The sequence below is a fragment of the Streptomyces spinosisporus genome, from assembly GCF_022698145.1.
GTDB classification, from domain to species: domain Bacteria; phylum Actinomycetota; class Actinomycetes; order Streptomycetales; family Streptomycetaceae; genus Streptomyces; species Streptomyces spinosisporus.
Genome location: NZ_JALDAX010000019.1, coordinates 79,755 through 106,623, shown reverse-complemented (window position 1 = coordinate 106,623; position 26,869 = coordinate 79,755). Strand labels below are relative to the sequence as shown.

The following is a 26,869-nucleotide window of genomic DNA, read 5'->3' as shown; positions in this document are numbered from 1 at the left end:
GCGCCGGAGTCGCCGTGGGTTCCGGTGCGTTGACCCGCGGGCGTGCGTCCTCAGCGGGCGGCGGGCACCCGGCTGCCGTCCAGGATGACGCGGGCGACCAGCGCCGGGTCGTCGTTCATCGGGACGTGCCCGCAGCCGGGCAGCCGCACCAGCCGGGCCCGGGGGATCATCTGCTTGGCGCGCACCCCCTGGCGGCGCACGAGCAGCATGTCCTTGGTGCCCCAGGCCACGGTGACCGGGAGGCCGGGCAGGTCGTCGGTGAACCGGACGGCACGGCCCGCCCGCAGGGTCGCGTCGAACCCCGTCGCCCCCGCGAGGGCCAGCGTCTCGGCGACCACGGCCTCGGGTGAACGGCGGCCGGGGCGGGCGTAGATCGTGCTCGTCAGCATGGTCCGGCCGGCCGCCGAGCGCGACAGCTGCTGTACGAGCGGCAGCGGCAGGCGCCGGGAGATCTGCCGCATCGCGGTCAGCACCCCGAAGGCGTAGCGCCGCTCGGGCTCGGACCAGAAACCTGCCGGGGACAGCGCGGTCACGGACCGTGCGAGCCGCTCACGGCCGAGCTCCAGGGCGAGCAGACCGCCGAGCGAGTTGCCCGCCACATGAGGGCGCTCCAGCCCCAGTGCCTCGCAGAACGCCCCGAACACGGCCGTCGTCGTGGGCAGGTCGTAGGCGAGCCCGTCCGGCAGCGCGGGGGAGACGCCGAAGCCCGGCAGATCCACGGCGATCACGTCGCGTTCGGTCGCGAGGATGTCCACCACCGGGTCCCAGGCCTGCCGGTGATGACCGATGCCGTGCAGCAGGAGCAGCGGTTCGCCGCTGCCCACGCGCGCGTACGACACGGTCACGGGCTGCGGGCCGCGTGGGGAGGGGACCTTGAAGGAGACGGTGGCGGACATGGGTGCTCCTCGTGGGGGCTCGCTGACGGACGCCGTGTAGACAGCTTGTCAGCAATTGCTACCGACGGGTAGTCCCCGATGTCCCCGAGTGCCGACGCAGATGCGCCGACGTCAGTCCCCGGTGTGGAACTGCAGGTTGAAATGCGTCTTGCCCAGGGTGCGCATCAGGTCCACCCACAGCGGCAGGAACATCTCGACACTGCGCGACGAGGCGATGCCGCCCAGGTCGAGCACCCGGTGCGCGGGCCAGCCGAACTCGCCGAGCATGCCGGTGACCTGCTCCTTGGCGCCCGCGTCCTCCCCGCACACGAAGATCTGGTGCTCGCCCGGCACCAGGGAGGGCGCCACCATCACATCGCAGTTCACGGTGTTGAGCGTCTTCACCACGCGCGCGTGCGGATACGCGCGCTGGATCTGCTCGCCCATGCTGTCCGAGCCGACGGGATCGAGCCGCACCTGCCCGTCCTCGAACCCGAGGGGGTTGGAGACATCGACGACGACCTTCCCGTCGAGGTTCCCCGCCCCGGCCGCCTCCAGCGCCGAGAGCGCCACCCGCCCGCCGACCGCGACGACGACCACCTCGGCGGAGGAGGCGGCGTCCTCGAAGGTGCCGGACTGCGCCCCGGCGCCGGCCTCGCGCGCCCACTGCAGGGCGCTCGGATTGTCCTTGGTGCGTGAGCCGAGCGTCACCTCGTGGCCGAGCTCGACCAGCTTGCCGCCCAGCGCTCGCCCCACCACTCCCGTGCCCAGAACCGCGTACCGCATGGCTGCCTCCCCGCGTCCGGACCGCCGCCCACCGGCGGATCGTGGGCCATTCTGCACCGGGACACGAGGATTTCTCCTGGACACAATCAGACACATCCCCTGGGATGGACCCGTGACGACCGACACCGAGACCGACGTCTTCGAAGAGCACCGCCCCGTACTGATGGGGGTCGCCTACCGCATGCTCGGGCGGGTGGCCGACGCCGAGGACGTGGTGCAGGAGGCCTGGCTGCGCTGGTCCGGCGCGGAGCGCGCAGACGTGCGCGAACCGCGCGCCTATCTGGTGCGCATCACCACCCGCCTCGCCATCGACCGGCTGCGCCAGGTCAAGGCGCGCAACGAGGCCTACGTCGGCCCGTGGCTCCCCGAGCCCTACCTGACCGACTTCGAGGACACCGTCCCGGACGCCGCCGAGCGCGCCGTGCTCGCCGACTCCGTCTCGCTGGCCGTCATGGTCGTCCTGGAGTCCCTCTCGCCCCTGGAACGCGCGGTGTTCGTCCTGCGGGAGGCCTTCGGCTACCCGTACGCGGACATCGCCGCCATGCTCGACCGCGGCGAGGCGGCGGTGCGCCAGCTCGCCGGCCGGGCCCGCAAGCACGTCGACGAGCGGCGGCCGCGCTACGAGGTCGATCCCGTACGGCGCCGGGAGCTGACCGAGCGGTTCCTCGCCGCCGCCGGGAACGGCGACCTGGAAGGGCTCCTCGCTCTGCTCGCGCCCGACGTGCGGCTCGTGGGCGACAGCGGCGGCAAGTCCAGGGCGCCGCTGCGGATCCTGGAGAGCGCCGACAACGTGGGCCGCTTCCTCGTCGGGGTCGCCGAGAAGGGCGTGCCGGACGTCTCCGTCCGCTTCCTGGAGCTCAACGGCGGCATCGCGGTCCTGGTCCTGTCGGAGGGCAAGCCCGACAGCGTCTTCCAGGTGGATGTGTACGAGGGCCGCATCCAGTCGGTCTACATCACCCGCAACCCGGACAAGCTGCGGTCCCTGGCCGCCCTCTAGGCCGCAGCCGCCCCGATCTCACGAACGCCGTGTGAACGCTGCGCTGCGAGCACTTCCCGGCGTGCGCACAGGTTCCAGGATTGGTCTTGACCAAGGGTTTGGGCCGCCCTATGGTCGCAGATAAGTGCAACAACCTTTAATAAACAAGGGCGCTAAAACGCCGCCGGAACACGGCGATTGCGGAGGACAGGGTGGGGACCACGCAGTTGGAAACGGTGCCGGAACCGAAGTACTGGCACCTCAAGACCGTGCTCAGTGAGGCATTGGACTCCGAGTTCTCCGTGGGCGAGATCCTGCCCAACGAACGCGACCTCGCCGCCCGCTTCGGCGTCGCCCGCGCCACGCTCCGCCAGGCGCTGGAGCAGCTGGAGCTGGAGGGCAGACTGCAGCGCAGGCGCGGTGTCGGCACGACCGTCGCCCCGCCGCGCGTGGGCGTCGCGGTCGGCACCGAGCAGCACGCCTGGCCGGGGCTCGCGGGCGACGTCTGGCAGCCCGCGGACTGCGTGCAGGCGGCACCGCCCGCCGCCGTCGCCGCGGCGCTGGAGACCGCCCCGGACGAGGCCGTGCACACGGTGCGCCGCTCCCGCGTCTCCCACGGCCAGCCCGTCGCCGCCGAACTGCTCTACGTGCCGGCGTCGTCGGTGCCCGACCTGTCCGCCATAGACGCGCCGTCCGGACCGGCACGCGCGCGTGCCGTGCTGCGTGAACTGCACCGCCTGGAGCTCGAGGGCCGCGACAGCTCCGTGGAGCTGGGCTCCGCCCGCGCGGACGACGCCAAGGAACTGGACCGGCTGCCGGGCGCGCCCGTCCTCGTCGTCACCACCCGCTTCCTCGCCGCCGGCCGCACCGCGGCGCTCTCCGTCGCCACCTACCGCGCGGACACCTGCCGGCTGACCTTCGGCGACTCCGGAGGCGTGGAGATCCACCAGACACCCGAGCGCCGGGCCTCCTAGCGCCCCACACCCCCCAAGAACAACGATGCCCCGGAGCCAACTCCGGGGCATCGTGCGTTGCATCGGCTGCTCGACACCGAGCCGGGGAGGCTCAGCGCCGGGCCGTCACCGTGCCCTCCACCGCGAACAGCTGCTCCTCCACATGGTCCAGGGCGAGCCGGAGCGCGCCCGTCGCCACGGCGGCCTCGCCGAGCAGCGACAGGGCCACCTTCGGCGGACGCAGGCAGTAGCGCGCCAACTCGCGGCGCAGCGGCTCCAGTACGCCGTCCAGACCGGACGCCCAGCCGCCGACGACGACGAGCTCCGGGTCCAGGGCCAGGACCAGCGCGGCCACGTCGTGCACGAGCCGCTGGATGAAGCGCTCGACGGCCGCGAGGGCCCGCTGGTCGCCCTCGCGGGCCTGCGCGAAGACCTCGGCGACCGCCTGCTCGTCGAGCGGGTGCAGCGGCTCGTCGGTGGTGGACAGCAGCGTCTCGGGAGTCGCCTCGCGGCCCAGCAGATGCAGCGCCCCGATCTCGCCGGCCGCCCCGCCGTACCCGCGGTGCAGCTGCCCGCCGATCAGCGAACCGGCCCCCGGGCTCAGTCCCGCCAGCACGAACACCACGTCGTCGGACTCGCCGGCCGCCCCCTTCCAGTGCTCCGCGACCGCCGCCGCGTTGGCGTCGTTCTCCACCAGCACCGGGCACTTGAAGGACCGGCTGAGCCGCTCGCCGAGGCGCAGCCCCGTCCACCCGGGAAGCGCCGCGCACAGCTTCACCGTGCCGTCGGCCTCGACGATCCCGGGGGAGGCGACCCCCACGGCCCGCAGCGAGCCGCGCGAGACCCCGGCCCGGCGCAGCAGCTCCGCCACCGTGGTGCGCAGCCGGTCCAGACGCTCGTCGGCGGGAGCCGACTCGTCGACGTCCTTGGCCGCCGAGCCGAGCACCCGGCCGTCGAGATCGGCCAGCAGCGCGGCCACCCGGTGCGACCCGATGTCCAGGCCCAGCAGATGCCCCGCCTCGGCCCGGAACCGGAAGCGCCGCGCGGGCCGTCCCTGCCGTCGTACGACGCTCTCGTCGGGCGCCTTCTCGACGACGTAGCCCGCCTCGATGAGTCCTTCGACGACACCCTCGACGGTCGGCCGGGACAGCCCGGTCACCCGGGTGATCTCGGTCAGTGTCGCCGCATCCGTGGCACGCAGCGCGTGCAGCACCACCGCGGAGTTGATCCTTCGCAGCAGCGAGGGATCCCCGCCGGTCAGCTGCCCCAAGGTCTCGTCCTCCCAGCTCGTGCGCGTGTTGGCCGGATCGTACTCGGCGCGGCGGAGCCCGGCGAGTGCCAGGGGACGGCCGACCGGCCGGCCGGCAGGCCCGGGCCCGGTGCCGCACACGGGCCGCCGGGCATGACGGCCCACCAATTGTCAGTGCCACGCGCTTTACTGCATCACATGGACATCGCGAAGTGGCTGTCCGTCGTCGACCAGCTGTGCGTCCGGGAGTTCCCCCGGGAGCACGTCAGGACGGACGTCGGCACAGGCGGACCGGGATATCTGATAGCCGAGTTACAGACCAGCGACGACTTCTACGAGGACGACGGCAGCGGGCGCGAGGAGACGGAGGCACAGTACGAGGCCGACCGGGACGGGCTCGGAGCGCTGCTCACCGAGCGCTGGGGGGCGGTGGACCGCTTCAGCCTGCACAGCGTGTTCGTCCGCGCCATGGACGGCGAGGACATCGACGAGCCCTGGCGCTCCCTCAGCAACCACGTGCCGGACGTACACCTGTGGACGTGCGAGTCCGGCCGCTGGATCGGCCTGGCGATCTCCCAGTGGGACGCCGAACTGCCCCTCCAGCTGCTGGCCATAGCCACCGACGTGGACCCGCACTGACCCCTCAGGCCTGCGCCGCCACCCGCAGCCGCGCGAACTCCTCGGCCATCGTCGCCGCCGTCCAATGCGCGTTCAGCCCGCTGGGATTGGGCAGCACCCACACCCGCGTGTCGCCGATCGTCCGCTCCTGCGGCCCCACCCGGGCCTTGCGGTCGTCGAAGGCCGCCCGGTAGGCGGTGACCCCCACCACCGCCAGCCAACGCGGCCGCAGCTTCGCCACCTTCAGCGCCAGCAGCCGCCCGCCCTCGCGGTACTCCTCCGCGCTCAGCTCGTCCGCCCGCGCGGTCGCACGTGCCACGACATTCGTGATGCCGAGCCCGTACGACACCAACTCACCCTGTTCCGACGGCTTCATGAGCCTCGGCGTGAAGCCGGACAGATGCAGCACCGGCCAGAAGCGGTTGCCGGGCCGGGCGAAGTGGTGGCCCGTCGCGGCCGTCATCAGGCCCGGGTTGATGCCGCAGAACAGAACACGAAGGCCGTCCGCGACCACGTCGGGTACGAGGCGGTCGCGGGCGGCCTCCAGTTCCGCACGGGTGAAGCGGGTCAGAGGATCGCCCCCGGCGTGTAGCCCGCGGCCTCCGGGTGCTGCTTGGCGATCTCCTCGATACGGGCGACGACGACACCGACCTGGTCGGCGGCCGCACCGGTGAAGGACAGCTTGTCGGCCATCAGCGCATCCAGCTGCGCGCGGTCGAGCGGGATGCGGGCGTCCGCGGCGAGCTTGTCGAGGAGCTCGTTGCGCTCGGCACCCTGCTCGCGCATCGCGAGCGCGGAGGCGACCGCGTTCTCCTTGATCGCCTCGTGGGCGACCTCGCGGCCGACACCCGCCCGCACCGCGCCCATCAGCACCTTCGTGGTGGCCAGGAACGGCAGATAGCGGTCCAGCTCGCGCGCGACCACGGCCGGGAAGGCGCCGAACTCGTCGAGCACCGTCAGGAACGTCTCCAGCAGACCGTCCAGCGCGAAGAACGCGTCCGGCAGCGCCACCCGGCGCACCACCGAGCAGGACACGTCGCCCTCGTTCCACTGGTCGCCCGCCAGCTCACCGGTCATCGAGGCGTACCCGCGCAGGATGACCATGAGGCCGTTGACGCGCTCGCAGGACCGCGTGTTCATCTTGTGCGGCATCGCGGAGGAGCCGACCTGGCCCGGCTTGAAGCCCTCGGTGACCAGCTCGTGCCCGGCCATCAGCCGGATCGTCTTCGCCAGCGACGAGGGCGCCGCCGCCAGCTGCACCAGCGAGGTGACGACCTCGTAGTCCAGCGAGCGCGGGTAAACCTGGCCGACCGAGGTGAACGCCTGCGAGAAGCCCAGGTGCCGGGCGATCCGGTCCTCCAGCTCGGCGAGCTTGCCGGCGTCGCCGCCGAGCAGGTCCAGCATGTCCTGCGCCGTGCCGACCGGGCCCTTGATGCCGCGCAGCGGGTACCGGCCCAGCAGCTCCTCGACGCGGCCGTACGCCACGAGCAGTTCGTCGGCGGCGGTCGCGAACCGCTTGCCGAGGGTCGTGGCCTGCGCGGCGACGTTGTGCGAGCGGCCGGCCATGACCAGCTCGGCGTACTCGCCCGCCAGCCTGCCCAGTCGCGCCAGCACCGCCACCGTGCGGTCGCGCATCAGCTCCAGCGAGAGCCGGATCTGCAGCTGCTCGACGTTCTCGGTGAGGTCGCGGGAGGTCATGCCCTTGTGCACGTGCTCGTGCCCGGCGAGGTCGTTGAACTCCTCGATCCGCGCCTTCACATCGTGCCGCGTGACCTTCTCGCGCTCGGCGATGGAGGCCAGGTCGACGGTGTCGAGGACCCGCTCGTAGTCGGCGATCGCCGTCTCCGGCACCTCGATGCCGAGGTCCTTCTGGGCCCGCAGCACGGCGAGCCAGAGCTGCCGCTCCAGCTTCACCTTGTGCTCGGGCGACCAGAGCACGGCGAGCTCGGTGGAGGCGTAGCGTCCGGCGAGGACGTTCGGGATGCGGGGCTTGGCGGGCGCAGAAGTCACGTGTACGGATTCTACTGGCGATTCGTGCAGGCCAGCGCCACGCCCCCGTTCGTCCGAAGCTACGAGATCTGCGTCACCGCAGCTGGGGACGGGTCACCCCGGCCGGGAGTCGGCGAGCTCCGCCAGTACGTCCGCGTGGCACAGCTCGGGTGTGCACCAGCAGGCGAGCGTGCGCCCGCGCAGGTCGGGGACCAGTCCGAGGAGTTCAGGACGCTCCAGCAGATAGGCCCGGTACAGCGCCATGACCTCGGTGCGGGTGCCGTCGCGACGGCGCTTCGGGGTGTCGTGGGCGAAGGGGTTGTACAGCGGGTGCCGGGGCAGGTCCCAGCCGCCCATGGTCCAGCGGCGGCCGACGTGGACGACCTCTTCGGGGGCGCGTTCCAGCCGCGGGCCCCATTCGTGGATGCGGCCCCTGACGTTGGTCACCCGTGTCGCCACGGCGGTCGCCTACGTCGCCGGGCCCTCGTAGGGCAGCAGCTCGGGGCGCTTGGGCGGCAGTCCGTCGCCGGAGGAGCGGCCGGTCAGACGGCGGCCGATCCACGGCAGCAGATGCTGCCGGGCGAAGCGGACGTCGGCGATCCGCCGGTTGACCCAGCCCGGGGGCGGTGTCATGGCCATCGGCGTGTGCCAGTCGGCGTCCTCGGGGGCGTAGCCCAGCGTCTGCCAGACCGCCTCGGCGACCCTGCGGTGGCCCTCGGCCGTCAGATGCAGCCGGTCCACGTCCCACATGCGGGGGTCGCTGAGCGACTCCGCGCCGTACAGGTCGACGACCACCGCGCCGTGCCGCTCGGCCAGCTCGTCGACGACCGAGAACAGCTCCTCCATGCGCGGCCGGAAGCGTTCCAGGACCGGGCCGCGCCTGCCCGGGCTGCGCATCAGCACCAGCTGTTCGCAGGCCGGGGCCAGCCGCTCGACGGCCTCGGTGAGCAGGGCCCGGACGCGCCCCATGTCGCACTTGGGCCGCAGGGTGTCGTTGAGCCCGCCGACCAGCGTGATCACGTCGGGGCGCATGGCGACGGCCACGTCGACCTGCTCGGCGACGATCTGCCCGATCAGCTTGCCGCGCACGGCGAGGTTGGCGTAGCGGAATCCGGGGGCGACCGCGGCCATCCGTGCGGCGAGGAGATCGGCCCAGCCACGGTAGGTACCGTCCGGCAGCAGGTCCGACATGCCTTCGGTGAAGGAGTCGCCGAGCGCGACCAGGCTGGTGTGAGAGGGGTTCTTCTGCATGGCGACAGCGATGGTAACCCGGGTGCATACCCGTCGGTCGGTCGGCCCGGCGCTCCCGTCGGACCGTTCCCTCAGGACCCCTCACGCCCGCTGTCCGAACAGCTCCCTCAGCACGTCCTCCATGGTCACCAGACCGGCCAGCAGGCCGTCGTCGCCGAGCACCGCCGCCAGGTGCGTACGGCTGCCGCGCATCGCGGTGAGCACGTCGTCCAGCGGTGTGCCCGCACGGACGCTCGCGATGGACCGCATGTCCCGCACCCGGAACGGCGTGTCCCTGCCGGGGGCGTCCAGCGCGTCCTTGACGTGCAGATAGCCGACGATGCGGCGCCCGTCGTCGACCACCGGGAAGCGGGAGAAGCCCGAGCGCGCGGAGAGCTGCTCCAGTTCCTCCGGGGTGACGCCCACGCGCGCGTAGACGACGCGTTCGAGGGGGAGCACCACGTCGCGCACCGGGCGGCGGCCCAGCTCCAGCGCGTCGTTCAGCCGCTCCCGCGCGCGGTCGTCGATCAGGCCCGCCTCGCCCGAGTCGCGCACGATCCGGGCGAGCTCGGCGTCCGAGAAGGTGGCCGCGACCTCGTCCCTGGCCTCCACCCGCAACAGCTTGAGCAGGGCGTTGGCGAAGGCGTTGACGGTGAAGATGACCGGGCGCAGCGCACGGGACAGGGCGACCAGGGGCGGACCGAGCAGCAGCGCGCTGCGCACCGGCTCCGCGAGGGCGACGTTCTTGGGGACCATCTCGCCGAGCAGCATGTGCAGATACGTCGCGAGGGTCAGCGCGATCGCGAAGGACACCACGTGTCCCGCGCTCTCGGGCACGCCCACGGCGTGGAAGACGGGCTCCAGCAGATGCGCGATGGCGGGTTCCGCGACGATGCCGAGGACCAGCGTGCACAGGGTGATGCCGAGCTGTGCGGCGGCCAGCAGCGCGGACACGTGCTGCAGCCCCCACAGCACGCTCCTGGCCCGCCGGTCGCCCTCCTCCGCGTGCGGCTCGATCTGCGAGCGGCGCACGGAGATCAGCGCGAACTCGCCGGCGACGAAGAAGGCGTTGACGACCAGGGTCGCAAGACCGATCAGCAGCTGTACGGCGGTCATCGGGCGTCCTCCGGCTCGTCCTTCGGGTCGGCGTCGGCCGGCGGGGCGTGCAGCACCACGCGCGCGGCGCGGCGCCCCGAGGCGTCCACGATGTCGAGCCGCCAGCCGGCGACCTCCAGGCGGTCGCCGACGGCCGGGATGCGGCCCAGCTCCGCCGCGACGAGGCCCGCCAGCGTCTCGTACGGCCCCTCGGGCGCCCGGAGTCCTACCCGTACCAGCTGGTCCATCCGTGCGGAGCCGTCGGCCGAGTACAGCGCGCGCCCCTCGTCGTCGCGGCCCGCGGAGGCCAGGTCGGGCGTCTCGTGCGGGTCGTGCTCGTCGCGCACCTCGCCGACGACCTCCTCGACGATGTCCTCCAGCGTGGCCACGCCCGCGGTGCCGCCGTACTCGTCGATGACGACGGCCATGGTGCGCCTGCCGGACAGCCGGTCGAGCAGCCGGTCGACGGTGAGGGTCTCCGGGACGAGCAGCGGCTCGCGCATCAGCTCGGAGACCGGCGTGCGGGTGCGGCGCTCGGCGGGTATCGCCACGACGTCCTTGACGTGTGCGGTGCCGACGACGGAGTCGAGGGTGCCGTGGTAGACGGGGAAGCGGGACAGCCCGGTCGCCCGGGTCGCGTTGGCGACGTCCTCGCAGGTCGCCTTCGCGTCGAGGGCGATGACCTGGACGCGCGGTGTCATCACGTTCTCCGCGGTCAGGTCGGCGAGGTTGAGCGTGCGCACGAACAGCTCGGCGGTGTCGGGCTCGAGGGCGCCCTCCTTGGCGGAGTGCCGGGCCAGCGCCGCGAGCTCCTTGGGCCCGCGCGCGGAGGCCAGCTCCTCCGCGGGCTCCAGGCCGAAGCGGCGCACCACGCGGTTCGCGGTGTTGTTGAGATGGCTGATGAAGGGGCGGAAGGCGGCGCTGAACCAGCGCTGGGCGTTGCCGACCCGCTTGGCCACGGGCAGCGGCGAGGAGATCGCCCAGTTCTTGGGCACCAGCTCGCCGACGACCATCAGGAAGACGGTCGACAGCGCCGTGCCCAGCACCAGGGCGACGGAACGCGCCGCCGCGTGCGAGATCCCGAGGGCCTCCAGCGGGCCCGCGATCAGCTTGGCGACGGAGGGTTCGGCGAGCATGCCGACGACCAGGTTGGTGACGGTGATGCCGAGCTGCGCTCCGGAGAGCTGGAACGTGAGGTTCCGTACGGCCTTGAGGGCTCCGGAGGCGCCGCGCTCGCCGCGTTCCGCGGCCCGTTCGAGCTCGCTCCGCTCGACCGTGGTCAGGGAGAACTCGGCAGCGACGAAGGCACCGCAGGCGAGCGACAGCAGGATCGCCACCAGCAGCAGGAGCACTTCGGTCATCGGGTCACCTCCGTCCCATGATCGGACAGGGCGGACGGGACCGCGCGGTGTTGCCGGTACTGACGACTGGGAGGCTCGCCCATGGGCGGACGCTCACACACCTTTCATCGGGGATCGGGACGACCCCTCAATGGTAAAGGATCGGCAAAGCGCTTACTCGGACACCTCTGCCAGCGGTTTCACCCACCGCCGCCACTTCTCCTCCGGCTGGTACCCCGCCGCGCGCCAGGCATGGTGGGCGGTCTCGTTGCGGACCAGCACCATCGCGTCCCCGCGCCGCCCGCCGAGCCGTACGAAGCGCTCCTCGGCGGCGGCCAGCAGGACCGAGCCGATGCCCCGGCGGCGCCGCTCCGGGTGCACGGCCAGCCGGTACAGGTGGCAGCGCCAGCCGTCGAAGCCCGCGATCACCGTGCCCACCAGTTCGCCGTCGAGTTCGGCGAGCAGCAGCGCCTCGGGGTCCCGCCCGACCAGCCGCTCCACGCCGTTCCGGTCGTCGCTGATGCTGGTGCCCTCGGCGGCCGTCTTCCAGAAGGCCAGAACGGTGTCGAGATCGGCGGGGGTCGCGGCGCGTATCCGAAGCTCAGGCGTACGGGGAAGCTCGGACATACGGGGAGGCTCAGTCATACGGGAATCCCATCACGCGCCCCTGTCCGGCAGGCGGAATTCCAGCATCCGGACGACGTCCCCGTCAGCGGCCGCGCAGCGCCGCGACGACCGGTGCGAACGCCTCCATGTACGGTTCCAGGACCGTCAGATACGAGAAGCCGTACCGCTCGCGCTGGGCCCCCACCTGGGCGACGATCTCGTCCACGGTGCCGACCAGCAGGACCGGCAGCCGCAGGGCCTGCTCCACGGTCGTGTCGGGGACCCGTTCCACCAGCGGCCGGACCGCCGCCGCACGGTCGTCGGTCACGACCACCAGCTGGATGAGCAGGTTGAGTTCGGCCGGCTCCTCGCGGCCCTCGGCGAGGCGCCGATAGCGGGCCACGTTCCCCTCCAGCTCCGCCGGCGCGACGGGCACGAGCCGTCCGGTCGTGCTGCCCGGCACCAGACGCGCGCCCGTGAACGCCGCGATGTCGGCGTGCTCGGCGGTGAGCCTCATCATCCGCGAGCCGTTGCCGCCGATCATCAGCGGTACGCGCTTCTGCACCGGCTGCGGCCGGTGGTCGTCCGAGCCGAGCAGCCGGTCCAACTCCTCGACGGTGCGCCGCAGATGGTCCACGCGCTCGCGCGGAGAGCCGAACGGCAGCCCGGCCGCGTCGTGTTCGGCCTGGACATAGCCCGTGCCGAGCCCCAGTTCCAGTCGGCCGCCGGTCAGGGCGTCGGTGGTGGCGACCTCACGGGCCAGCAGGGCCGGGTTCCAGAAGCCCGCGTTGAGCACGAACGTGCCGAGGCGCGGCCGTTCGGTGACCGCGGCCGCGGCGACCAGCGCCGGGAAGGGCGCGACCATGCCGAGATGGTCGGGTACGTGGATCACGTCGTAGCCGAGCTCCTCGGCCCTACGGCACTTCGCGCGCCACTCCTCGGCGGGCGCGGGAACGGCCAGGCTGACTCCGAAGCGGAACGAGTGCTGCATGAACTCTCCCCACCGGCACGCGACTTGAGCACGTGCGCGATTGCATCACTCGTGCGCGATGGCCGCCAGCACATTCATGCGGGACGCACGCAACGCGGGCAGCAGCGCCGCCACGATGCCCACCACGGCCGAGCCGATCACCACCGCGACGATCGTGGTCCACGGAATGGCCAGCGCCTTCATGCCCTGCAGCGCCAGCACCTGCTGGGTGCACACGCCCCACACCAGGCCGAGGGCGAGCCCGAGGACCGCGCCGAAGACGGCGATGACCACCGACTCCAGCCGGATCATCCGGCGCAGCTGACGCCGGGCCAGGCCGATGGCCCGCAGCAGCCCGATCTCCCGGGTGCGCTCCACGACCGACAGGGCGAGGGTGTTGACGACACCCAGCACGGCGATGATGATCGCCAGCCCGAGCAGCGCGTACACCAGATAGAGCAGCACGGCGATCTGGTCGTGCACCAGCTTCTTGTAGTCGGCCTGGTCGCGCACCTGGACCTGCGGATAGGCGTCGAGCGTCTTGTCGAGGTTCGTGCGCAGCCGGTCGGGGTTCGTACCGTTGGACGCGTTCACGTACAGCGCGGAGTCCTGCCCGCCGGGGATGTACTTCTCGACGGTCGCGATGCCGAAGAACAGGCCGCCCTGCATGCCGAAGCCGCCGCTGTTGTCCTGGTCGGTGAGCGCGGCGACCCTCATCCGGGTCCGCTGCCCGCCGGGGAACTCGACCGGCAGCGTGCTGCCGACCCGTACGTCGTGGTCCTTTGCGAAGTCGACGTCCATGCCCAGGCCGCCGGGCGCCAGCGCGGCCCCGGTGTTCCCGGCCGCGTAGGTCACGTGCGCGACGTCGTCGACGCCGTCGTCGTAGCCCGCGGCCGTCGTCTCGACCCGCTTGCCGTCCGGCAGCCGTACGGCGACGGGTGCGAACCGCTGCCGTACGACGAGGCCGACGCCCTCGGTGCCGCGCACCTTGTCGGTGACCTCCTTGGAGAACGGCACGAAGTTGTTGTTCTGGATCACGAAGTCGGCGCCCAGCGTCTTGTCGATCTGCTCGTCGAAGGACTTGGACATCGAGGCACTGGCCACCGACATGCCGCCGACCAGGGCGAGCCCGACCATCAGGGCGGCCGCGGTCGCGCCGGTACGGCGGGGGTTGCGCAGGGCGTTGCGCTGGCTCATGCGGCCGATCGAGCCGAACACGGCCGGGAAGGCGGCGCCCAGCACCCGGATGACCGGCCGGACCAGGAGCGGTCCGGCGATGACGGTCGCGATCAGGGTGAGCACCACGCCCAGGCCAAGGAACGAGGCGGAGGACGCCGTCTTCGCCGCCGTGACACAGCCCACCAGGGCGGCCGCGCCGAGCACGCCGACGACCGAGCCGACGATCGCCCGCGTCCTGAGCGGCTTGCCGACCCCCGCGATCTCGGCGTCCGCGAGGGCCGCCATCGGCGAGACGACGGCCGCGCGGCGGGCCGGCAGATACGCCGCCACGAAGGTCACGCCGACGCCGACGACGTACGCCGCCACGGGAGTCGCCCAGCCGATGACCATCTCGGTGGTCTTCAGGTTCATCCCGAACGCGCTCATGAGCTTGATCAGCCCGGCCGCGAGCCCGATGCCGACGGCCAGGCCCAGCGTCGAGCCGACCAGGCCGAGCAGGACCGCCTCCGTGAGCACCGACCGCCGCACCTGCCGCCGGTCGGCGCCGAGGGCCCGCAGCAGGCCCAGTTCACGGGTGCGCTGCGCGATCAGCATGGAGAAGGTGTTGACGATCAGGAAGACACCGACCAGGACGGCGATCCCGGCGAAGCCGAGCATCACGTACTTGATGACGTCGAGGAAGCCGCCGAGGTCCGCCGCGGCCGACTTGGCCTGTTCGTCGGCCGTCTTGATGTCGTACGTGCGGGCGCCGACCGAGTCGACGACCCGGGTCTTGAGCTGCGCGTCGCTCACGCCCTTCGCGGCCATCACCTCGATGCTCGTGGCCTTGGCCGCCGTGCCGAGCAGCTGGTCCGCGGCGGTCTTCGGGTCGAGGAAGACCAGGGCGGCGCCCGGGTTGGTCGTCTTGAAGGTGGCGATGCCGACGACGCGGACCCGGAAGGTGCCCGGCTGGGCCAGCACCGTCAGGGTGTCGCCGATCTTCACGTCCTTCTTGTCGGCGGTGTCGGCGTCCAGAAGCGCCTCGCCGCTGCCCCGCGGGGCATGACCCGAGGTCAGCGCCACGGGGCTGCGGTCGGTGACGTACCAGTCGGCGGCGATGGTCGGGGCGCCGGTGGTGGGACCGACCGACTTGTTCCTGCTGTCGACGACGGTGATGTTCTGCACGCTCACGTCCGCGTGCACCGAGGCGACCCCGTCGACCTTCGCCACCCGGTCCGCGAGCGAGGCGGGCACGGTCTGTGCCTCGCCCGTGGGGACCTGCGACTTCAGGTCCTGGCGCGGTTCCACCGTCACATCCGCGGAGGTGGAGGCGAAGAGCCGGTCGAAGGTGCGGGTGACCGTGTCGGAGAAGATCAGGCTGCCCGCGACGAACGCGACGGACAGGACGATCGCGAGGGCGGACAGCAGCAGCCGCCCCTTGTGCGCGAGGAAACTCCGGAGCGTCGCCTTCAGCACCGGTTCACTCCTGCTCGTCCGTCTCGAACTGCCCGTCCGTCTCGAACCGCTTGTCCCTCTCGAACTGCCCGTCGGTCTCGAACTGCTCGTCCGTCTCGAACTGGCTGCGGATCACGTCGAACCGCTTCATCCGCTCCAGCACCGCCTCCGCCGTCGGCCGCTCCATCTCGTCCACGATGCGCCCGTCGGCGAGGAAGAGCACCAGGTCGGAGTGGGCCGCGGCGCCGGGGTCGTGGGTGACCATGACGACGCTCTGGTTCAGCCGGTCGACGGCCTCCCGCAGGAAGCCGAGGACCTCCAGGCCGGCCCGTGAGTCGAGGTTGCCGGTCGGCTCGTCCGCGAAGATCAGCTCCGGCCGTGAGGCCAGCGCACGCGCACACGCCACGCGCTGCTGCTGGCCGCCGGACAGCTGCGAGGGCCGGTGCCCCAGCCGGTCGCGCAGCCCGAGGGTGTCGATGACCTGGTCCAGCCACTTCTCGTCTGGCTTCTTGCCCGCGATGTCCATGGGCAGCGTGATGTTCTCGGCCGCGTTCAGCGTCGGGATCAGGTTGAACGACTGGAACATGAACCCGATCCGGTCGCGGCGCAGCCGGGTCAGCTCCCGGTCCTTGAGCCCCGTGATCTCGGTGTCGCCGAGCCACACCTGACCGGCCGAGACCGTGTCGAGCCCCGCCAGGCAGTGCATCAGCGTGGACTTGCCGGAGCCGGAGGGCCCCATGACCGCGGTGAAGCGGCCGCGCGCGATGTCCACGTCCACCGAGTCGAGGGCGAGCACGGTCGTCTCGCCCGAGCCGTACGCCTTGGTCAGGCCCCGGGCGCGAGCCGCGATCCCGTCGGCCGGTGCCCGGCCCGGGGCGTGCTCCGCAGCTGATGTGGACAAGGCTGCCTCCTCGCTCACCTGGACGTGCGACGCGCTCGTCCCGGCCGAGCGTAATGTGAGCCGGCCCACACCCGAAATCCACCGTGAGTGCTGGTCGCTCTCCACCCCAGGTCGAATCCCTGGTACCGGTGTAAGGGGCACTCTCCACCCACGGGACGAGAACCGGGCACCGGCGGACGGCCACTTGCCGGTGCTAGCATCCTGGCGCTAGCTTCTAGGTATGGCGAAGACCCAGTTGAACGTGCGAGTGGACGAGGGCACGGCCCGCGCCGCCCGCGAACGCGCCCTGGCCCGCGGTATGAGCGTCAATCGCTATATCGAAGAGCTGGTCAGACAGGACACCGGCGAGGTCGGCCACACCTTCGTGGAGGCCGCCGCCGACTTCATGAAGCAGTACGAGTCCGTGTTCGCGGAGGAGTTCGACACGGAGCGTGCGTCCGGCCGGAGCGAAGGTCGTCGCTGATCCCTTGAGCCATCTCAGCATCGACCTCGCCTGGCTGCTCATGCTCGCCGAACAGAAGACGCCCGGAGACCCCCAGGTCACCGACTGGGGAGCCCTCGTCGCCGCCGTCGCACGCCACGAGGCGGAGATATTCGACGTCCCCGTCTACGACAGCCCGCACGCGCGCGCCGCCGCACTGCTCCAACTGCTCATCCACGTCCCGGCACTGGAACGCTCCAACGCGCTGTTCGCCTCCGCCGTCGCCTACGCCTACCTGGTCGCCAGCGGCCTCAAGGTCGCCACGTCGCCCGTCCAGGTCCGCGAACTGGCCCGGCTCGTCAAGAGCGGGGAGGCGACGGTCTACGACATCGCGGCGGAACTGCGTCAGTGGACGGTGGCCTGAGTCTTTTCGGAGTCTTCGGGCCGCCAGGCCGCGCCCAGCACACAGTACGAGGTCGGCAGGGTCGGGCCGTGCTCGGGCATTATCACCCGCCGGTACGGGCCGAGTTCGAACCCGGCGGCGCGCAGGGCGGCGATCGGGTCCCGGGCCAGATGGCAGCCGCCGTTGAGCGGTGGCCACAGGGTGCGGTCCAGGGCGCGCTGGGTGACGTGCATGATCCGCCCGCCGCCGCGACCGTGCTCGAAGAACCGCACCATGCCGCCCGGCCGCAGCACCCGCCGCGCCTCGGCGAGCGCACGCGGCACGTCGCGCACGCTGCACAGCACCAACGAGATCACCGCCGCGTCGTAGGCCTCGCTCTTGACCGGCAACGCCTCCGCGGCACCCGGCACGACGTCGACGGGCACCTCGCTGCGCAGAGCGGCCTCGACGGCCAACTGCCGCAGGCTGCGCTCCGGTTCGATCGCCACGACTTCGGAGACCGTGCGCGGGTAGTGCCCGAAGTTCAGGCCGTTGCCCGCGCCGATCTCGATCACCCGGCCGGACAACCCGGCCAGCAGCCGGTCGCGGACCGCACCCATCCCCATCCGGGTCTCGGCGTTCACGCTGGCCCGGGCGTAGTAGCGGGCGAACAGCGGGTGGTGCACAGGATCCCGGGCCGCCTTCACGGAGCCGGGGGACCGAAGGGCCATGGGACCTCCCTCGCCGGACGTGCCTCATGACGATTGTCCCCCGCGCCGACCCGACGCACCCGCGCCGTCCACACCGGTGACCCGGAGATCGAGGCACCTGTGTGCGACGGCTTCGGCGCCCGCACCTCCTCCTCACCCCCGTGGCCCATACGAGTGGCGGCCCGGCCTCCCGTCGTAAAGATTGCTGCACAGCGAGGGGTTGTGCGTACGACGAAGGGTGTTTCCATGACAGATCCACGGCGCTCGGTGCGGCATGCGTACCGATTCTGCATAGCCGCGCTCGCCGCCCTCACCGTGATCCCGGCGGCGAGCATCCCCCAGGCGGCCGCCGTGTCGCACACCTCCACGGTCACCGCGGTGCAGGCCGCCGACGGCGGAGAGCCGGACGGCGCCGACACGCTGTCCACGGGATGGCAGACGCCCTGGGGCATCTCATTCCTCCCGGACGGAGCCGCGGCCCTGGTCACCGAGCGGCTGTCCTACCAGGTCTACCGCCTCGACCGGGACGGCAACAGGGACTGGGTCGGCGAGGTGCCGTACACCGTCCCGGAGCCGTACGAAGAGGGCGCCGGAGGGCTGCTGGGGGTCGCCGTGTCGCCGACCTGGGACGGCAAGAAGGACAAGCAGGTGTTCTTCGTGCACACCACCGAGACCGAGACCCGCGTCGTGCGGATGGACTACGACGGCTCGTCGCTCAGCAACTACACCCCCGTCCTCACCGGCATCAGGCGCGGCGGCGACCACAACGGCGGCCGTATCGCCTTCGGCCCCGACGGATACCTCTACGTCACGACCGGCGACGGCCTCCAGCCCGAACTCGCCCAGGACACCGACTCGATCAACGGCAAGATCCTGCGGATCACCAGGAGCGGCGCACCCGCCCCCGGCAACCCGTTCGGCAACCACGTCTACAGCTACGGCCACCGCAATCCGCAGGGCCTGGCCTGGGACCGCAACGGGCGGCTGTGGTCGGCGGAGATCGGCAACCAGGAGCAGGACGAGCTCAATCTGATCGAGCCGGGCGCCAACTACGGCTGGCCCACGTGCGAGGGCAGCTGCGACACCGACGGCATGACCGACCCGAAGGCCACCTTCGTCCCGGAGAAGGGCGTACCCGCCCAACTCGCCGTCGTACGCAACGTCCTGTACGTGTCGTCGCTGCGCGGCCAACGCCTGTGGCGGGTCCCGATCGACGGCGACAGCGAGCGCATCGGCACCATGTCCGACTTCTACGCCGGCGACTACGGCCGGCTGCGCGCCATCGCCAAGGTGCCCGGAGCGGACGAACTGTGGCTCGGCACCAGCGACCTCGGCTACGGCAAGGACAAGATCCTGCGCGTGCCCATCAAGTAGGCCCTCCACGTAGGCCCCCAGGCCCCGTACAACCGAAAGGACCCGCCCCGATGAACGAGACCAAGGAACAGCCGAAGCCGGTCGAGTCGGCCCCCAAGAACGAGACGGACAGGGCGACTTGGCAGCCGCCCTCCTACGAGGTCGTCGACACCGCACTCGAGGTCACCGCCTACTCCCTCAACTCCCGCTGACCGACACCATGCTGCTGCTGGTACTCGGCACCGCCGCCGGCGGCGGCATCCCCCAGTGGAACTGCGCGTGCCCCGGGTGTTCCGGGGCGCGCGCGGATCCGCGCCGTCGCCGCCGCCACGCATCCCTCGCCGTCCGCACCGACGACGGCCGCTGGTACGTCGTCAACGCGACCCCCGACATCGGCGACCAGATCGACGGCCGCCCCGAACTCCGACCGGGGCCCGGCACCCGCGACACACCCCTCGCCGGAATCGTCCTCACCGACGCCGAACTCGACCACACACTCGGCATCGCACGGCTGCGCGAGACCGACGGCCTCCAGGTCGTTTCGACCGCCCCGGTCCGCCAGGCACTGCTCGACCGACTGCACCTCGGCGACGTACTGGCGCCGTACACCTCCATGACCTGGCGCGAGCTGCCGCAACGCGGCGCCGAACCGTTGGACCGGGACACGCCGGGCCTGCGGATCACCGGCATCCCGGTGTCGGGCAAGCGCCCGCGCTACGCCGCCGACGCACCCGAGGACGACGCATGGGTCGTCGCGCTGCGGCTCTACGACCCCGGGTCCGGCGCGACCGCGCTGTACGCCCCCGCGCTGGCCGCCTGGCCGGACTCCCTCGACCGGGCCGCCGCCGAGGCCGACTGCGTCATCGTCGACGGCACCTTCTGGGATGACGAGGAGCCCCGCCGCACGGGCATCTCCGAGCGCACCGCGACCGGCATGGGCCATCTGCCCATCGAGGGCCCGGGCGGAACGGCCGAGCGGCTCGCCCGGCTCTCCGCCCGCTGCCTCTACACGCACCTCAACAACACCAACCCCCTCGTCGACCCGGCGGCGCCCCAGCACAAGACGCTCGCGCGGCTGGGCCTCGAGGTGGCGAACGACGGGACGGTGATCGAGCTGTGACGACCACGGCAGCCACAACGACGACGGCAGTGACTACGACCACGACAGCCACGACGACGGCCGCGCCGCCCGCGCAGCCCTGGAGCCCCGCGGAGTTCGAGGCGCGGCTGCGCGCCGTGGCCGAGGAGCGGTACCACGACCGCCACCCCTTCAACCTCCGTATGCACAGCGGCGATCTGAGCCCGGACGAACTGCGCCGCTGGATCGTCAACCGCTTCCACTACCAGCGCCACATCCCCGTCAAGGACGCCCTGATCCTCGCCAAGCTGGACACCCCGGCGCTGCGCCGCATGTGGCTGCGCCGCATCCAGGACCACGACGGCGAGCAGCCGGGAGAGGGCGGCATCGAACGGTGGCTGCGGCTCGGCGAGGCGGCCGGCCTGGACCGCGCGAGGCTGCTCGGCGCCGAGGCCGTGCTGCCGGGGGTACGGCTGGCGGTCGAGGGATACGTCAACTTCTGCCGGCTGCGCCCGCCCCTGGAGGCCGTCGCCGCGTCGCTGACCGAACTGTCCGCCCCGGACCTGATGCGCACGCGTATCGACGCCTTCGAACGCCACTACCGGTGGATCGAGTCCGAGGGTCTCGTCTACTTCCGCACCCGTGTCTCCCAGGGGCGGCGCGACAGCCGTGAGGCGCTCGACCTCGTGCTCGGCTGGGCCCGCACCCGTGAGGACCAGGAACGGGCCGTGGCCGCGCTGCGGTTCAAGTGCGACGTGCTGTGGTCGCTGCTCGACGCCGTGGACCGAGCGGACCCGGAGGAGGAGTCGTGAGCGTGGCGGCCGTGGCCGACTGGCGTCCCGGGCCGGCGCCCGCCGTCGTCCTGCGGCACGACCGGGCACGCGGCACGGATCTGCTGCTGCTCCCCGAACGCGTCGTCGTGCTCAAAGGCGCGGCTGGAACGATTCTCGGCCTGTGCGACGGAACCCGAACCGTGGGGGACATCGTCTCCGAACTGGCCGACCGCTTCCCCGGCGCGCCCGTGGCCGGCGACGTCCCTGCCTTCCTCGACCGGCTGCGCACGGAGGGCTGGCTGCGATGACGACCGCACCCGACCGCCCCTGGGCCCTGCTGGCCGAACTCACCCACGCCTGCCCGCTGCACTGCGGATACTGCTCCAACCCGCTGGAGCTGACCCGGCGTTCACGCGAGCTCGACACCGATCAGTGGGCCGAAGTGATGCGCCAGGCAGGGGAGTTGGGCGTGGTCCACACCCATCTCTCCGGCGGGGAACCGCTGTTGCGCCGCGACCTGGCAGCGATCGTGACCGCCGCGGAACATGCCGGCATCTACACGCAACTGGTCACCAGCGGCGTGGGCCTGGACCGGGCGCGGTTGTCGGAACTGACCGGCGCCGGGCTGCGCAGCGTCCAACTGTCGGTCCAGCACGCCGACCCGGACGCCTCCGACCGGATCGGCGGACGCAGGTCCTTCGCGGACAAGGAACGGGCCGCCGCGCTCGTCCGGGAGGCGGGTCTGCCGCTTGGCCTCAACGTCGTCCTGCACCGCGAGAACCTCGACGCCGTGGACGCCGTCGTCGAACTGGGCCTGGCCTGGGGCGTGGACCGCATCGAACTGGCCAACGCCCAGTTCTACGGCTGGGGTCTGCTCAACCGCGCCGCACTGCTGCCCACCCGCGACCAGCTCGCCCGGGCCCGGGACGCCGTCGGGCGATGGCGCGAACGGCTCGCGCAGGACGGTCCCGAACTGGTGTGGGTCGTCCCCGACTACTTCGACGGTGAGGCCAAACCGTGCATGGGCGGCTGGGGCGCCGTCTCGCTCACCGTCACCCCCGACGGCACCGTCCTGCCGTGCCCGGCCGCGGCCTCCCTGCCGGACCTCGACCCGCCGAACGTCCGCGACCACCCGCTGGACTGGATCTGGGACCACTCCAAGGCCTTCACCCGCTACCGCGGCACCGACTGGATGCCCGATCCCTGCCACAGCTGCTCCCGCCGCGACCAGGACTTCGGCGGCTGCCGCTGCCAGGCCCACGCCCTCACAGGCGACCCCACCCGCCCCGACCCGGCCTGCCACCTCTCCCCGGACCACCACCTGATCCAAGCCCTGACGGAAGAGGACGCAGCCGCGCCGAAGGGACGCCCGACACCCATCAGACGCCGAACACCGCTCCGCCCCAAGACGGCGGGCCAACGGCTCTGACCGGCCCGCGCCAGCCGCTACGCCCCCTCCCGCCCCCGGAACCCCTCCGCGTCCCACGTTCCGTGCAGGCGTGGTGCCAGCCAGCTTGGTGCATGGGTGCGGAAGTCGGTGGGTGTCAGGGTGGCTGCGCCTGCCGGCAGGGCGCCCAGTAGGGGGGCCGCGGACACGTCCGGGAGGTCTGTCAGGTTGCAGCGGGAGGCGAGGTCGGGGGAGGGGGGCCAGCTGCCGATGACCACGCCCAGCAGGTCCAGGTGGCGGCCGCGCAGTTCGCGTGCCGTCAGCTCGGTGGTGTTGAGCGTGCCGAGTCCGGCGGACGCCACGACCAGCACCGGCGCCCGCAGCAGCTGCGCCGCGTCCGCCAGAGTGCCGCCCGCCGGGTCGAACCGGACGAGCAGCCCGCCCGCCCCTTCGACCAGCACCAGATCGTGGTCGGTGGCCAGCTTGGCGGCGGCCTCGGCGACGTCCTGCGGACGCACCGGCGCCATCCCGGCCCGCCTGGCCGCCGTCCCCGGCGCCAACGGCTCGGGGTAGCGGGCGAGTTCGGCGGTCGTGACGGCTCCCGCGAGCCGCGCGACCTCGGCGGCGTCCCCGGGCTCGTCCGGACGTACCCCTGTCTGTGCCGCCTTGAGTACGGCCACCGAACGGCCTGCCGCGAGGGCGGCCGCGGCGACCGCGGCGGTCGTGACCGTCTTGCCGACCTCCGTGCCGGTGCCCGTGATCACCAGGATCCGCATGGTCACCCCTCCCGTGCCGCCGCGCACACCGCGCGCGCGATCCGTGCCAGGTCCGCGTCCCCGGTGACGTACGGCGGCATCGTGTAGACCAGGTCGCGGAAGGGCCGCAGCCACACGCCCTCGCGCACGGCGGCCTCGGTCGCGGCCCTCATGTCGACCTCGTGGTCCAGCTGGACGACCCCGATCGCGCCGAGCACGCGCACGTCCCGCACACCCGGAAGCTCCCGCGCCGGAGCGAGGCCCTCGCGCAGTCCCGCCTCGATCCGCTTGACCTCGCCGAGCCAGTCCTGGCCGAGCAGCAGCTCGACGGAGGCACAGGCGACGGACGCGGCGAGCGGGTTGCCCATGAAGGTCGGGCCGTGGGCCAGCACCGGCACCTCACCCCGCGAGATGCCGTCGGCCACCGCGGACGTGCACAGGGTCGCCGCCATCGTCATGTAGCCGCCGGTCAGAGCCTTGCCCACACACATCACGTCCGGCGTCACCGCCGCATGGTCCGCCGCGAACAGCGCGCCGGTGCGCCCGAATCCGGTCGCGATCTCGTCGAACACCAGCAGCACGCCGTGCGCGTCGCACGCCTCGCGCAGCACCCGCAGATAGGCGGGGGAGTGGAACCGCATGCCGCCCGCGCCCTGCACCACCGGCTCGACGATCACCGCGGCCAGCTCGTCGGCGTGCTCCGCGATCGCCGAGCGCAACTGCTCGGCGTACGACTCCTCGTACGCGGCCGGAGGCGCGTCCACAAACACCTGCCGCGGCAGCACCCCGGTCCACAGCTCGTGCATCCCGCCCTCGGGATCGCACACCGACATCGGCTGCCAGGTGTCCCCGTGGTAGCCGCCGCGCCAGGTCAGCAGCCGCTGCTTGCCGGGGCGGCCCAGCGAACGCCAGTACTGCAGACACATCTTGACCGCGACCTCGACCGACACCGAGCCGGAGTCGGCCAGGAACACATGCTCCAGACCGTCGGGCGACATGTCGACAAGGAGCTTTGCCAACCGGACGGCGGGCTCGTGGGTGAGCCCGCCGAACATCACATGGCTCATCCGGCCGAGCTGCTCGCGCGCGGCCTCGTTGAGCACCGGGTGGTTGTAGCCGTGGATCGCCGACCACCACGAGGACATTCCGTCGACGAGCTCGCCCGAGCCGTCCGCCATCCGCAGCCGCACCCCGCTCGCCGACTCCACGACGAGCGGCGCCACCCGGCCGGGCATGGGGCCGTACGGATGCCACACATGCCGCCGGTCCAGATCGAGCAGTTCGGGGACGGACAGCTCAGGCATTGGGCGCGAGGTCCGTTCCGGCACCGCGGCGGCGAACGGCGACCAGGTCGGTCCGCGCCTCGTTGACGGTGGACGCGGCGACAGCGGGAGCGGCCGTACCGCAGACGCCCCCGCCCTCGTGCGACCCGCACCCGGCGTCCTCGTGCGACCCGCACCCGGCACCGGCGTGCGAGCCGCAGCCGCCCCCGGCCGTGACCCGGTGCTCCGGCAGGGTGACGTCGCCGGCGCCCTCCACCTCGAAGCCCGCGTCCGCGATCATCTCCAGGTCGGCCTTGCCCGCCTGGCCCTCGCTGGTGAGGTAGTCGCCGAGGAAGATCGAGTTGGCCAGGTGCAGGGCGAGCGGCTGCATCGTGCGCAGATGGACCTCACGGCCGCCCGCGATGCGCACCTCGACGTCCGGGCACACGAACCGCACCATCGCCAGGATCCGCAGACAGCGCTGCGGGGTCAGGTGCCACTCCGCGGCCAGCGGCGTGCCCTCCATCGGGATCAGGAAGTTCACCGGCACCGAGTCCGGGTCCAGCTCACGCAGCGCGAACACCACATCCACCAGGTCCTCGTCGCTCTCGCCCATGCCCGCGATCAGACCCGAACAGGCGGACAGCCCGGCCGCGTGCGCCTTGGACACCGTGTCCACCCGGTCGGCGTACGTGTGCGTGGTCGTGATGTCCCCGTACGTCGCCTCGGACGTGTTGAGGTTGTGGTTGTAGGCGTCCGCGCCGGCCTCACGCAGCCGCTCGGCCTGGCCGTCGGAGAGCAGACCGAGGCAGGCGCACACCTCGACGTTCTCGTTCTCGTCCTTGATCGCCTTGATGGTGCCCGCCACCCGGTCGATGTCCCGGTCGGTCGGACCGCGCCCGGACGCCACCAGACACACCCGCTTGGCTCCGCCCGCCAGGCCCGCGGCGGCGGCCTGCGAGGCCTGCTCGGGCTTGAGCCAGGTGTACTTCAGGATGTCGGCCTTCGAGCCGAGGCGCTGCGAGCAGTACGAGCAGTCCTCGGGGCACAGGCCCGACTTGAGGTTGACGAGATAGTTGAGTTTCACCCGTCGGCCGAACCACTTCCGGCGCACCTTCCCGGCCGCGGCCACCACGTCGAGCACGTCGTCGTCGGAAGTGGCGAGAACGGCCAGAGCTTCCTCGCGGGTCGGCAGCTCGCGCCGAAGCCCCTTGTCCACCAGCGTGTTCAGCAGGTCCATGAGAGCCGATCCTGTCCTACCGACCCGTCCGGGGCCAAGGAGAGAAGGAACAACAGCGGCACTTCGCTGTGTGTGGATTGCCACATCATGGGATGCGGCCCGTGCGGCTAGTGTCTGTCCACTGCCTACAAAAGCCCCGGAGGAGTCATGGCGTTCGGCTGGATCGACGAACAGGCCGAGCTGCGCCGCCGAGCCAATCTGGTCCGGACGCTGCGGCCGCGCCCGGCAGACTCCCCGCTGCTCGATCTGGCGAGCAACGACTACCTGGGTCTGGCCCGTCACCCGGAGGTCACCGAGGGTGCGGCACGGGCGGCGCGGACCTGGGGCGGCGGTGCGACCGGCTCCCGGCTCGTCACCGGAACGACCGAGCTGCACGCCGAGCTGGAGCGCGAGCTGGCCGACTTCTGCGGCTTCGAGGCGGCCCTGGTCTTCTCCTCCGGCTACGCAGCCAACCTCGCCGCGGTCGCCACGCTCGGCCCGCACGGCTCGCTGATCGTCTCGGACGCGGGCAACCACGCCTCGCTGATCGACGGCTGCCGACTGGCCCGGGGCGCACGGCAGGTGGTCGGACACGCCGACCCGGAGGCCGTGCGCAAGGCGCTGCGCACGCACGAGGGCCCGGCGGTGGTGGTGTCGGACACGGTCTTCTCGGTCGACGGCGACGCGGCCCCGCTGGCCGAACTCGCCGCCGCCTGCCGGGAGCGCGGCGCGGGACTGCTGGTCGACGACGCCCACGGCCTCGGCGTCCTCGGCGACGGCGGCCGCGGTGCCGCGCAGGCGGCGGGCCTCGCGGGCGCCGACGATCTCGTCGTGACCGTGACGCTGTCCAAGTCGCTCGGCAGCCAGGGCGGGGCCGTCCTCGGCCCGGCCCGGGTCATCGACCATCTGGTCAACGCCGCGCGGACGTTCATCTTCGACACGGGACTCGCCCCCGCCGCGGCGGGGGCGGCCCTGGCGGCGCTCAGGCTGCTGCGCCGCGAACCGCAGCGGGCGGCACGGGCGCGCACGGTGGCCACCGACCTGTACGCACGGCTGACCGCCGCGGGTCATCAGGCGGTACGCCCGGACGCCGCGGTGGTGTCGGTGCGCGCTCCGTCCCCGGAACAGGCCGTCACATGGGCGGCCCACTGCCGTACGGCAGGCCTGGCCGTGGGCTGCTTCCGTCCCCCTTCCGTGCCCGACGGCATCTCACGGCTGAGACTGACCGCCCGTGCGGACCTGACCGGGGCAGAGATCGAACGCGCTGTCCTGCTGATCGGCGAGACGCGACCATGAGTCGGCGTGACACGGCCGTGCGCCGCACGATG

General features: G+C 72.1%; 29 protein-coding genes. 12 read left to right on the top strand and 17 right to left on the bottom strand.

Features of this window, described 5'->3' with window-relative positions; translation table 11 throughout:
* Positions 1 to 50: 50 nt before the first annotated feature.
* A complete protein-coding gene (locus MQN93_RS35975) occupies positions 51 to 896 on the bottom strand; it encodes an alpha/beta fold hydrolase (protein ID WP_016433997.1) in 846 nt (281 codons plus the stop codon).
* Between the two features lie 111 nt (positions 897 to 1,007).
* On the bottom strand, positions 1,008 to 1,661 hold the full coding sequence (locus MQN93_RS35970; RefSeq protein ID WP_242712836.1) for an NADPH-dependent F420 reductase: 654 nt from the start codon (positions 1,659 to 1,661) through the stop codon (positions 1,008 to 1,010).
* A 112-nt stretch (positions 1,662 to 1,773) separates the two neighbouring features.
* On the opposite strand from MQN93_RS35970, the gene MQN93_RS35965 reads away from it, so the two are divergent.
* Together MQN93_RS35965 and MQN93_RS35960 are read left to right on the top strand one after the other, a co-directional pair.
* Entirely contained in the window at positions 1,774 to 2,658 is an 885-nt protein-coding gene (locus MQN93_RS35965) for an RNA polymerase sigma-70 factor (RefSeq protein WP_242712835.1), read from the top strand.
* Between the two features lie 191 nt (positions 2,659 to 2,849).
* Entirely contained in the window at positions 2,850 to 3,611 is a 762-nt protein-coding gene (locus MQN93_RS35960; protein ID WP_016433994.1) for a GntR family transcriptional regulator, read from the top strand.
* 91 nt (positions 3,612 to 3,702) lie between these two features.
* Here MQN93_RS35960 and MQN93_RS35955 read toward each other — a convergent pair whose 3' ends face one another.
* Positions 3,703 to 4,860 carry an ROK family transcriptional regulator gene (locus MQN93_RS35955; protein WP_037782120.1) on the bottom strand — a complete coding sequence of 386 codons (1,158 nt, stop codon included), beginning with the start codon at positions 4,858 to 4,860 and terminating at the stop codon, positions 3,703 to 3,705.
* Between the two features lie 177 nt (positions 4,861 to 5,037).
* Here MQN93_RS35955 and MQN93_RS35950 point away from each other — a divergent pair, with 177 nt between their 5' ends.
* Positions 5,038 to 5,478, top strand: a complete 441-nt coding sequence (locus MQN93_RS35950) for a hypothetical protein (RefSeq protein ID WP_242712834.1) — start codon at positions 5,038 to 5,040, stop codon at positions 5,476 to 5,478.
* Between the two features lie 4 nt (positions 5,479 to 5,482).
* On the opposite strand, the gene mug is transcribed toward MQN93_RS35950, so the two are convergent.
* The 10 genes from mug to MQN93_RS35900 form a co-directional block, all read right to left on the bottom strand.
* Positions 5,483 to 6,028, bottom strand: coding sequence for a G/U mismatch-specific DNA glycosylase (mug, locus tag MQN93_RS35945; RefSeq protein ID WP_242712874.1), 546 nt, complete (start codon positions 6,026 to 6,028; stop codon positions 5,483 to 5,485).
* The gene (gene purB / locus MQN93_RS35940; RefSeq protein WP_242712833.1) at positions 6,025 to 7,467 is read right to left on the bottom strand and encodes an adenylosuccinate lyase; all 1,443 of its coding nucleotides are present in this window, start codon (positions 7,465 to 7,467) and stop codon (positions 6,025 to 6,027) included. Before purB ends, mug begins: the two co-directional genes overlap by 4 nt.
* A 93-nt stretch (positions 7,468 to 7,560) precedes the next feature.
* Positions 7,561 to 7,905 carry a DUF4326 domain-containing protein gene (locus tag MQN93_RS35935; RefSeq protein WP_242712832.1) on the bottom strand — a complete coding sequence of 115 codons (345 nt, stop codon included), beginning with the start codon at positions 7,903 to 7,905 and terminating at the stop codon, positions 7,561 to 7,563.
* Positions 7,906 to 7,914: 9 nt separating this feature from the next.
* On the bottom strand, positions 7,915 to 8,697 hold the full coding sequence (locus MQN93_RS35930) for an SGNH/GDSL hydrolase family protein (protein ID WP_242712831.1): 783 nt from the start codon (positions 8,695 to 8,697) through the stop codon (positions 7,915 to 7,917).
* Between the two features lie 81 nt (positions 8,698 to 8,778).
* A complete protein-coding gene (locus MQN93_RS35925) occupies positions 8,779 to 9,792 on the bottom strand; it encodes a hemolysin family protein (protein WP_242712830.1) in 1,014 nt (337 codons plus the stop codon).
* Positions 9,789 to 11,132 (bottom strand): hemolysin family protein, encoded by a 1,344-nt coding sequence (locus tag MQN93_RS35920; RefSeq protein WP_242712829.1) that lies wholly within the window; start codon positions 11,130 to 11,132, stop codon positions 9,789 to 9,791. The genes MQN93_RS35925 and MQN93_RS35920 overlap by 4 nt, the downstream gene beginning before the upstream one ends.
* Before the next feature lie 153 nt (positions 11,133 to 11,285).
* Positions 11,286 to 11,738 (bottom strand): GNAT family N-acetyltransferase, encoded by a 453-nt coding sequence (locus tag MQN93_RS35915; RefSeq protein WP_242712828.1) that lies wholly within the window; start codon positions 11,736 to 11,738, stop codon positions 11,286 to 11,288.
* Between the two features lie 82 nt (positions 11,739 to 11,820).
* Positions 11,821 to 12,708, bottom strand: coding sequence for an LLM class F420-dependent oxidoreductase (locus MQN93_RS35910; RefSeq protein WP_242712827.1), 888 nt, complete (start codon positions 12,706 to 12,708; stop codon positions 11,821 to 11,823).
* Between the two features lie 45 nt (positions 12,709 to 12,753).
* Positions 12,754 to 15,321 (bottom strand): ABC transporter permease, encoded by a 2,568-nt coding sequence (locus MQN93_RS35905; protein WP_242712826.1) that lies wholly within the window; start codon positions 15,319 to 15,321, stop codon positions 12,754 to 12,756.
* A gap of 4 nt (positions 15,322 to 15,325) precedes the next feature.
* Positions 15,326 to 16,201: an ABC transporter ATP-binding protein gene (locus MQN93_RS35900; protein ID WP_016433960.1), complete on the bottom strand. Its 876-nt coding sequence runs from the start codon at positions 16,199 to 16,201 to the stop codon at positions 15,326 to 15,328.
* Between the two features lie 220 nt (positions 16,202 to 16,421).
* Here MQN93_RS35900 and MQN93_RS35895 point away from each other — a divergent pair, with 220 nt between their 5' ends.
* A complete protein-coding gene (locus MQN93_RS35895; RefSeq protein ID WP_016433959.1) occupies positions 16,422 to 16,664 on the top strand; it encodes a hypothetical protein in 243 nt (80 codons plus the stop codon).
* 4 nt (positions 16,665 to 16,668) lie between these two features.
* Positions 16,669 to 17,046 carry a hypothetical protein gene (locus MQN93_RS35890; RefSeq protein ID WP_037782108.1) on the top strand — a complete coding sequence of 126 codons (378 nt, stop codon included), beginning with the start codon at positions 16,669 to 16,671 and terminating at the stop codon, positions 17,044 to 17,046.
* Here the strand turns inward: MQN93_RS35890 and MQN93_RS35885 are convergent.
* The gene (locus MQN93_RS35885; RefSeq protein ID WP_242712825.1) at positions 17,028 to 17,735 is read right to left on the bottom strand and encodes a class I SAM-dependent methyltransferase; all 708 of its coding nucleotides are present in this window, start codon (positions 17,733 to 17,735) and stop codon (positions 17,028 to 17,030) included. The genes MQN93_RS35890 and MQN93_RS35885 overlap by 19 nt on opposite strands.
* Positions 17,736 to 17,960: 225 nt before the next feature.
* On the opposite strand from MQN93_RS35885, the gene MQN93_RS35880 reads away from it, so the two are divergent.
* Genes MQN93_RS35880 through pqqE form a run of 6 tightly spaced genes read left to right on the top strand, consistent with a single transcriptional unit; the run spans position 17,961 to position 22,347 of the window.
* Complete coding sequence (locus tag MQN93_RS35880; RefSeq protein WP_242712824.1) at positions 17,961 to 19,088, top strand: PQQ-dependent sugar dehydrogenase; 1,128 nt, start codon at positions 17,961 to 17,963, stop codon at positions 19,086 to 19,088.
* A 50-nt stretch (positions 19,089 to 19,138) separates the two neighbouring features.
* Positions 19,139 to 19,279, top strand: a complete 141-nt coding sequence (pqqA, locus tag MQN93_RS35875) for a pyrroloquinoline quinone precursor peptide PqqA (protein WP_242712823.1) — start codon at positions 19,139 to 19,141, stop codon at positions 19,277 to 19,279.
* A gap of 8 nt (positions 19,280 to 19,287) precedes the next feature.
* A complete protein-coding gene (gene pqqB, locus MQN93_RS35870; protein ID WP_016433954.1) occupies positions 19,288 to 20,187 on the top strand; it encodes a pyrroloquinoline quinone biosynthesis protein PqqB in 900 nt (299 codons plus the stop codon).
* Positions 20,188 to 20,216: 29 nt separating this feature from the next.
* Entirely contained in the window at positions 20,217 to 20,957 is a 741-nt protein-coding gene (pqqC, locus tag MQN93_RS35865) for a pyrroloquinoline-quinone synthase PqqC (protein ID WP_242712822.1), read from the top strand.
* Complete coding sequence (gene pqqD, locus MQN93_RS35860; RefSeq protein ID WP_242712821.1) at positions 20,954 to 21,226, top strand: pyrroloquinoline quinone biosynthesis peptide chaperone PqqD; 273 nt, start codon at positions 20,954 to 20,956, stop codon at positions 21,224 to 21,226. Before pqqC ends, pqqD begins: the two co-directional genes overlap by 4 nt.
* Complete coding sequence (gene pqqE / locus MQN93_RS35855; protein WP_242712820.1) at positions 21,223 to 22,347, top strand: pyrroloquinoline quinone biosynthesis protein PqqE; 1,125 nt, start codon at positions 21,223 to 21,225, stop codon at positions 22,345 to 22,347. Before pqqD ends, pqqE begins: the two co-directional genes overlap by 4 nt.
* 17 nt (positions 22,348 to 22,364) lie before the next feature.
* Here the strand turns inward: pqqE and bioD are convergent, their stop codons facing one another.
* From bioD to bioB, 3 genes are read right to left on the bottom strand one after another with little or no spacing between them, the layout of a single operon-like run.
* Entirely contained in the window at positions 22,365 to 23,081 is a 717-nt protein-coding gene (bioD, locus tag MQN93_RS35850; RefSeq protein WP_242712819.1) for a dethiobiotin synthase, read from the bottom strand.
* Positions 23,082 to 23,083: 2 nt separating this feature from the next.
* Complete coding sequence (locus MQN93_RS35845; protein ID WP_242712818.1) at positions 23,084 to 24,364, bottom strand: adenosylmethionine--8-amino-7-oxononanoate transaminase; 1,281 nt, start codon at positions 24,362 to 24,364, stop codon at positions 23,084 to 23,086.
* Positions 24,357 to 25,562 carry a biotin synthase BioB gene (bioB, locus tag MQN93_RS35840; protein ID WP_242712817.1) on the bottom strand — a complete coding sequence of 402 codons (1,206 nt, stop codon included), beginning with the start codon at positions 25,560 to 25,562 and terminating at the stop codon, positions 24,357 to 24,359. The genes MQN93_RS35845 and bioB overlap by 8 nt, the downstream gene beginning before the upstream one ends.
* 147 nt (positions 25,563 to 25,709) lie before the next feature.
* Here bioB and MQN93_RS35835 point away from each other — a divergent pair, with 147 nt between their 5' ends.
* Positions 25,710 to 26,837, top strand: a complete 1,128-nt coding sequence (locus MQN93_RS35835; protein WP_242712816.1) for an 8-amino-7-oxononanoate synthase — start codon at positions 25,710 to 25,712, stop codon at positions 26,835 to 26,837.
* Positions 26,838 to 26,869: the final 32 nt, after the last annotated feature.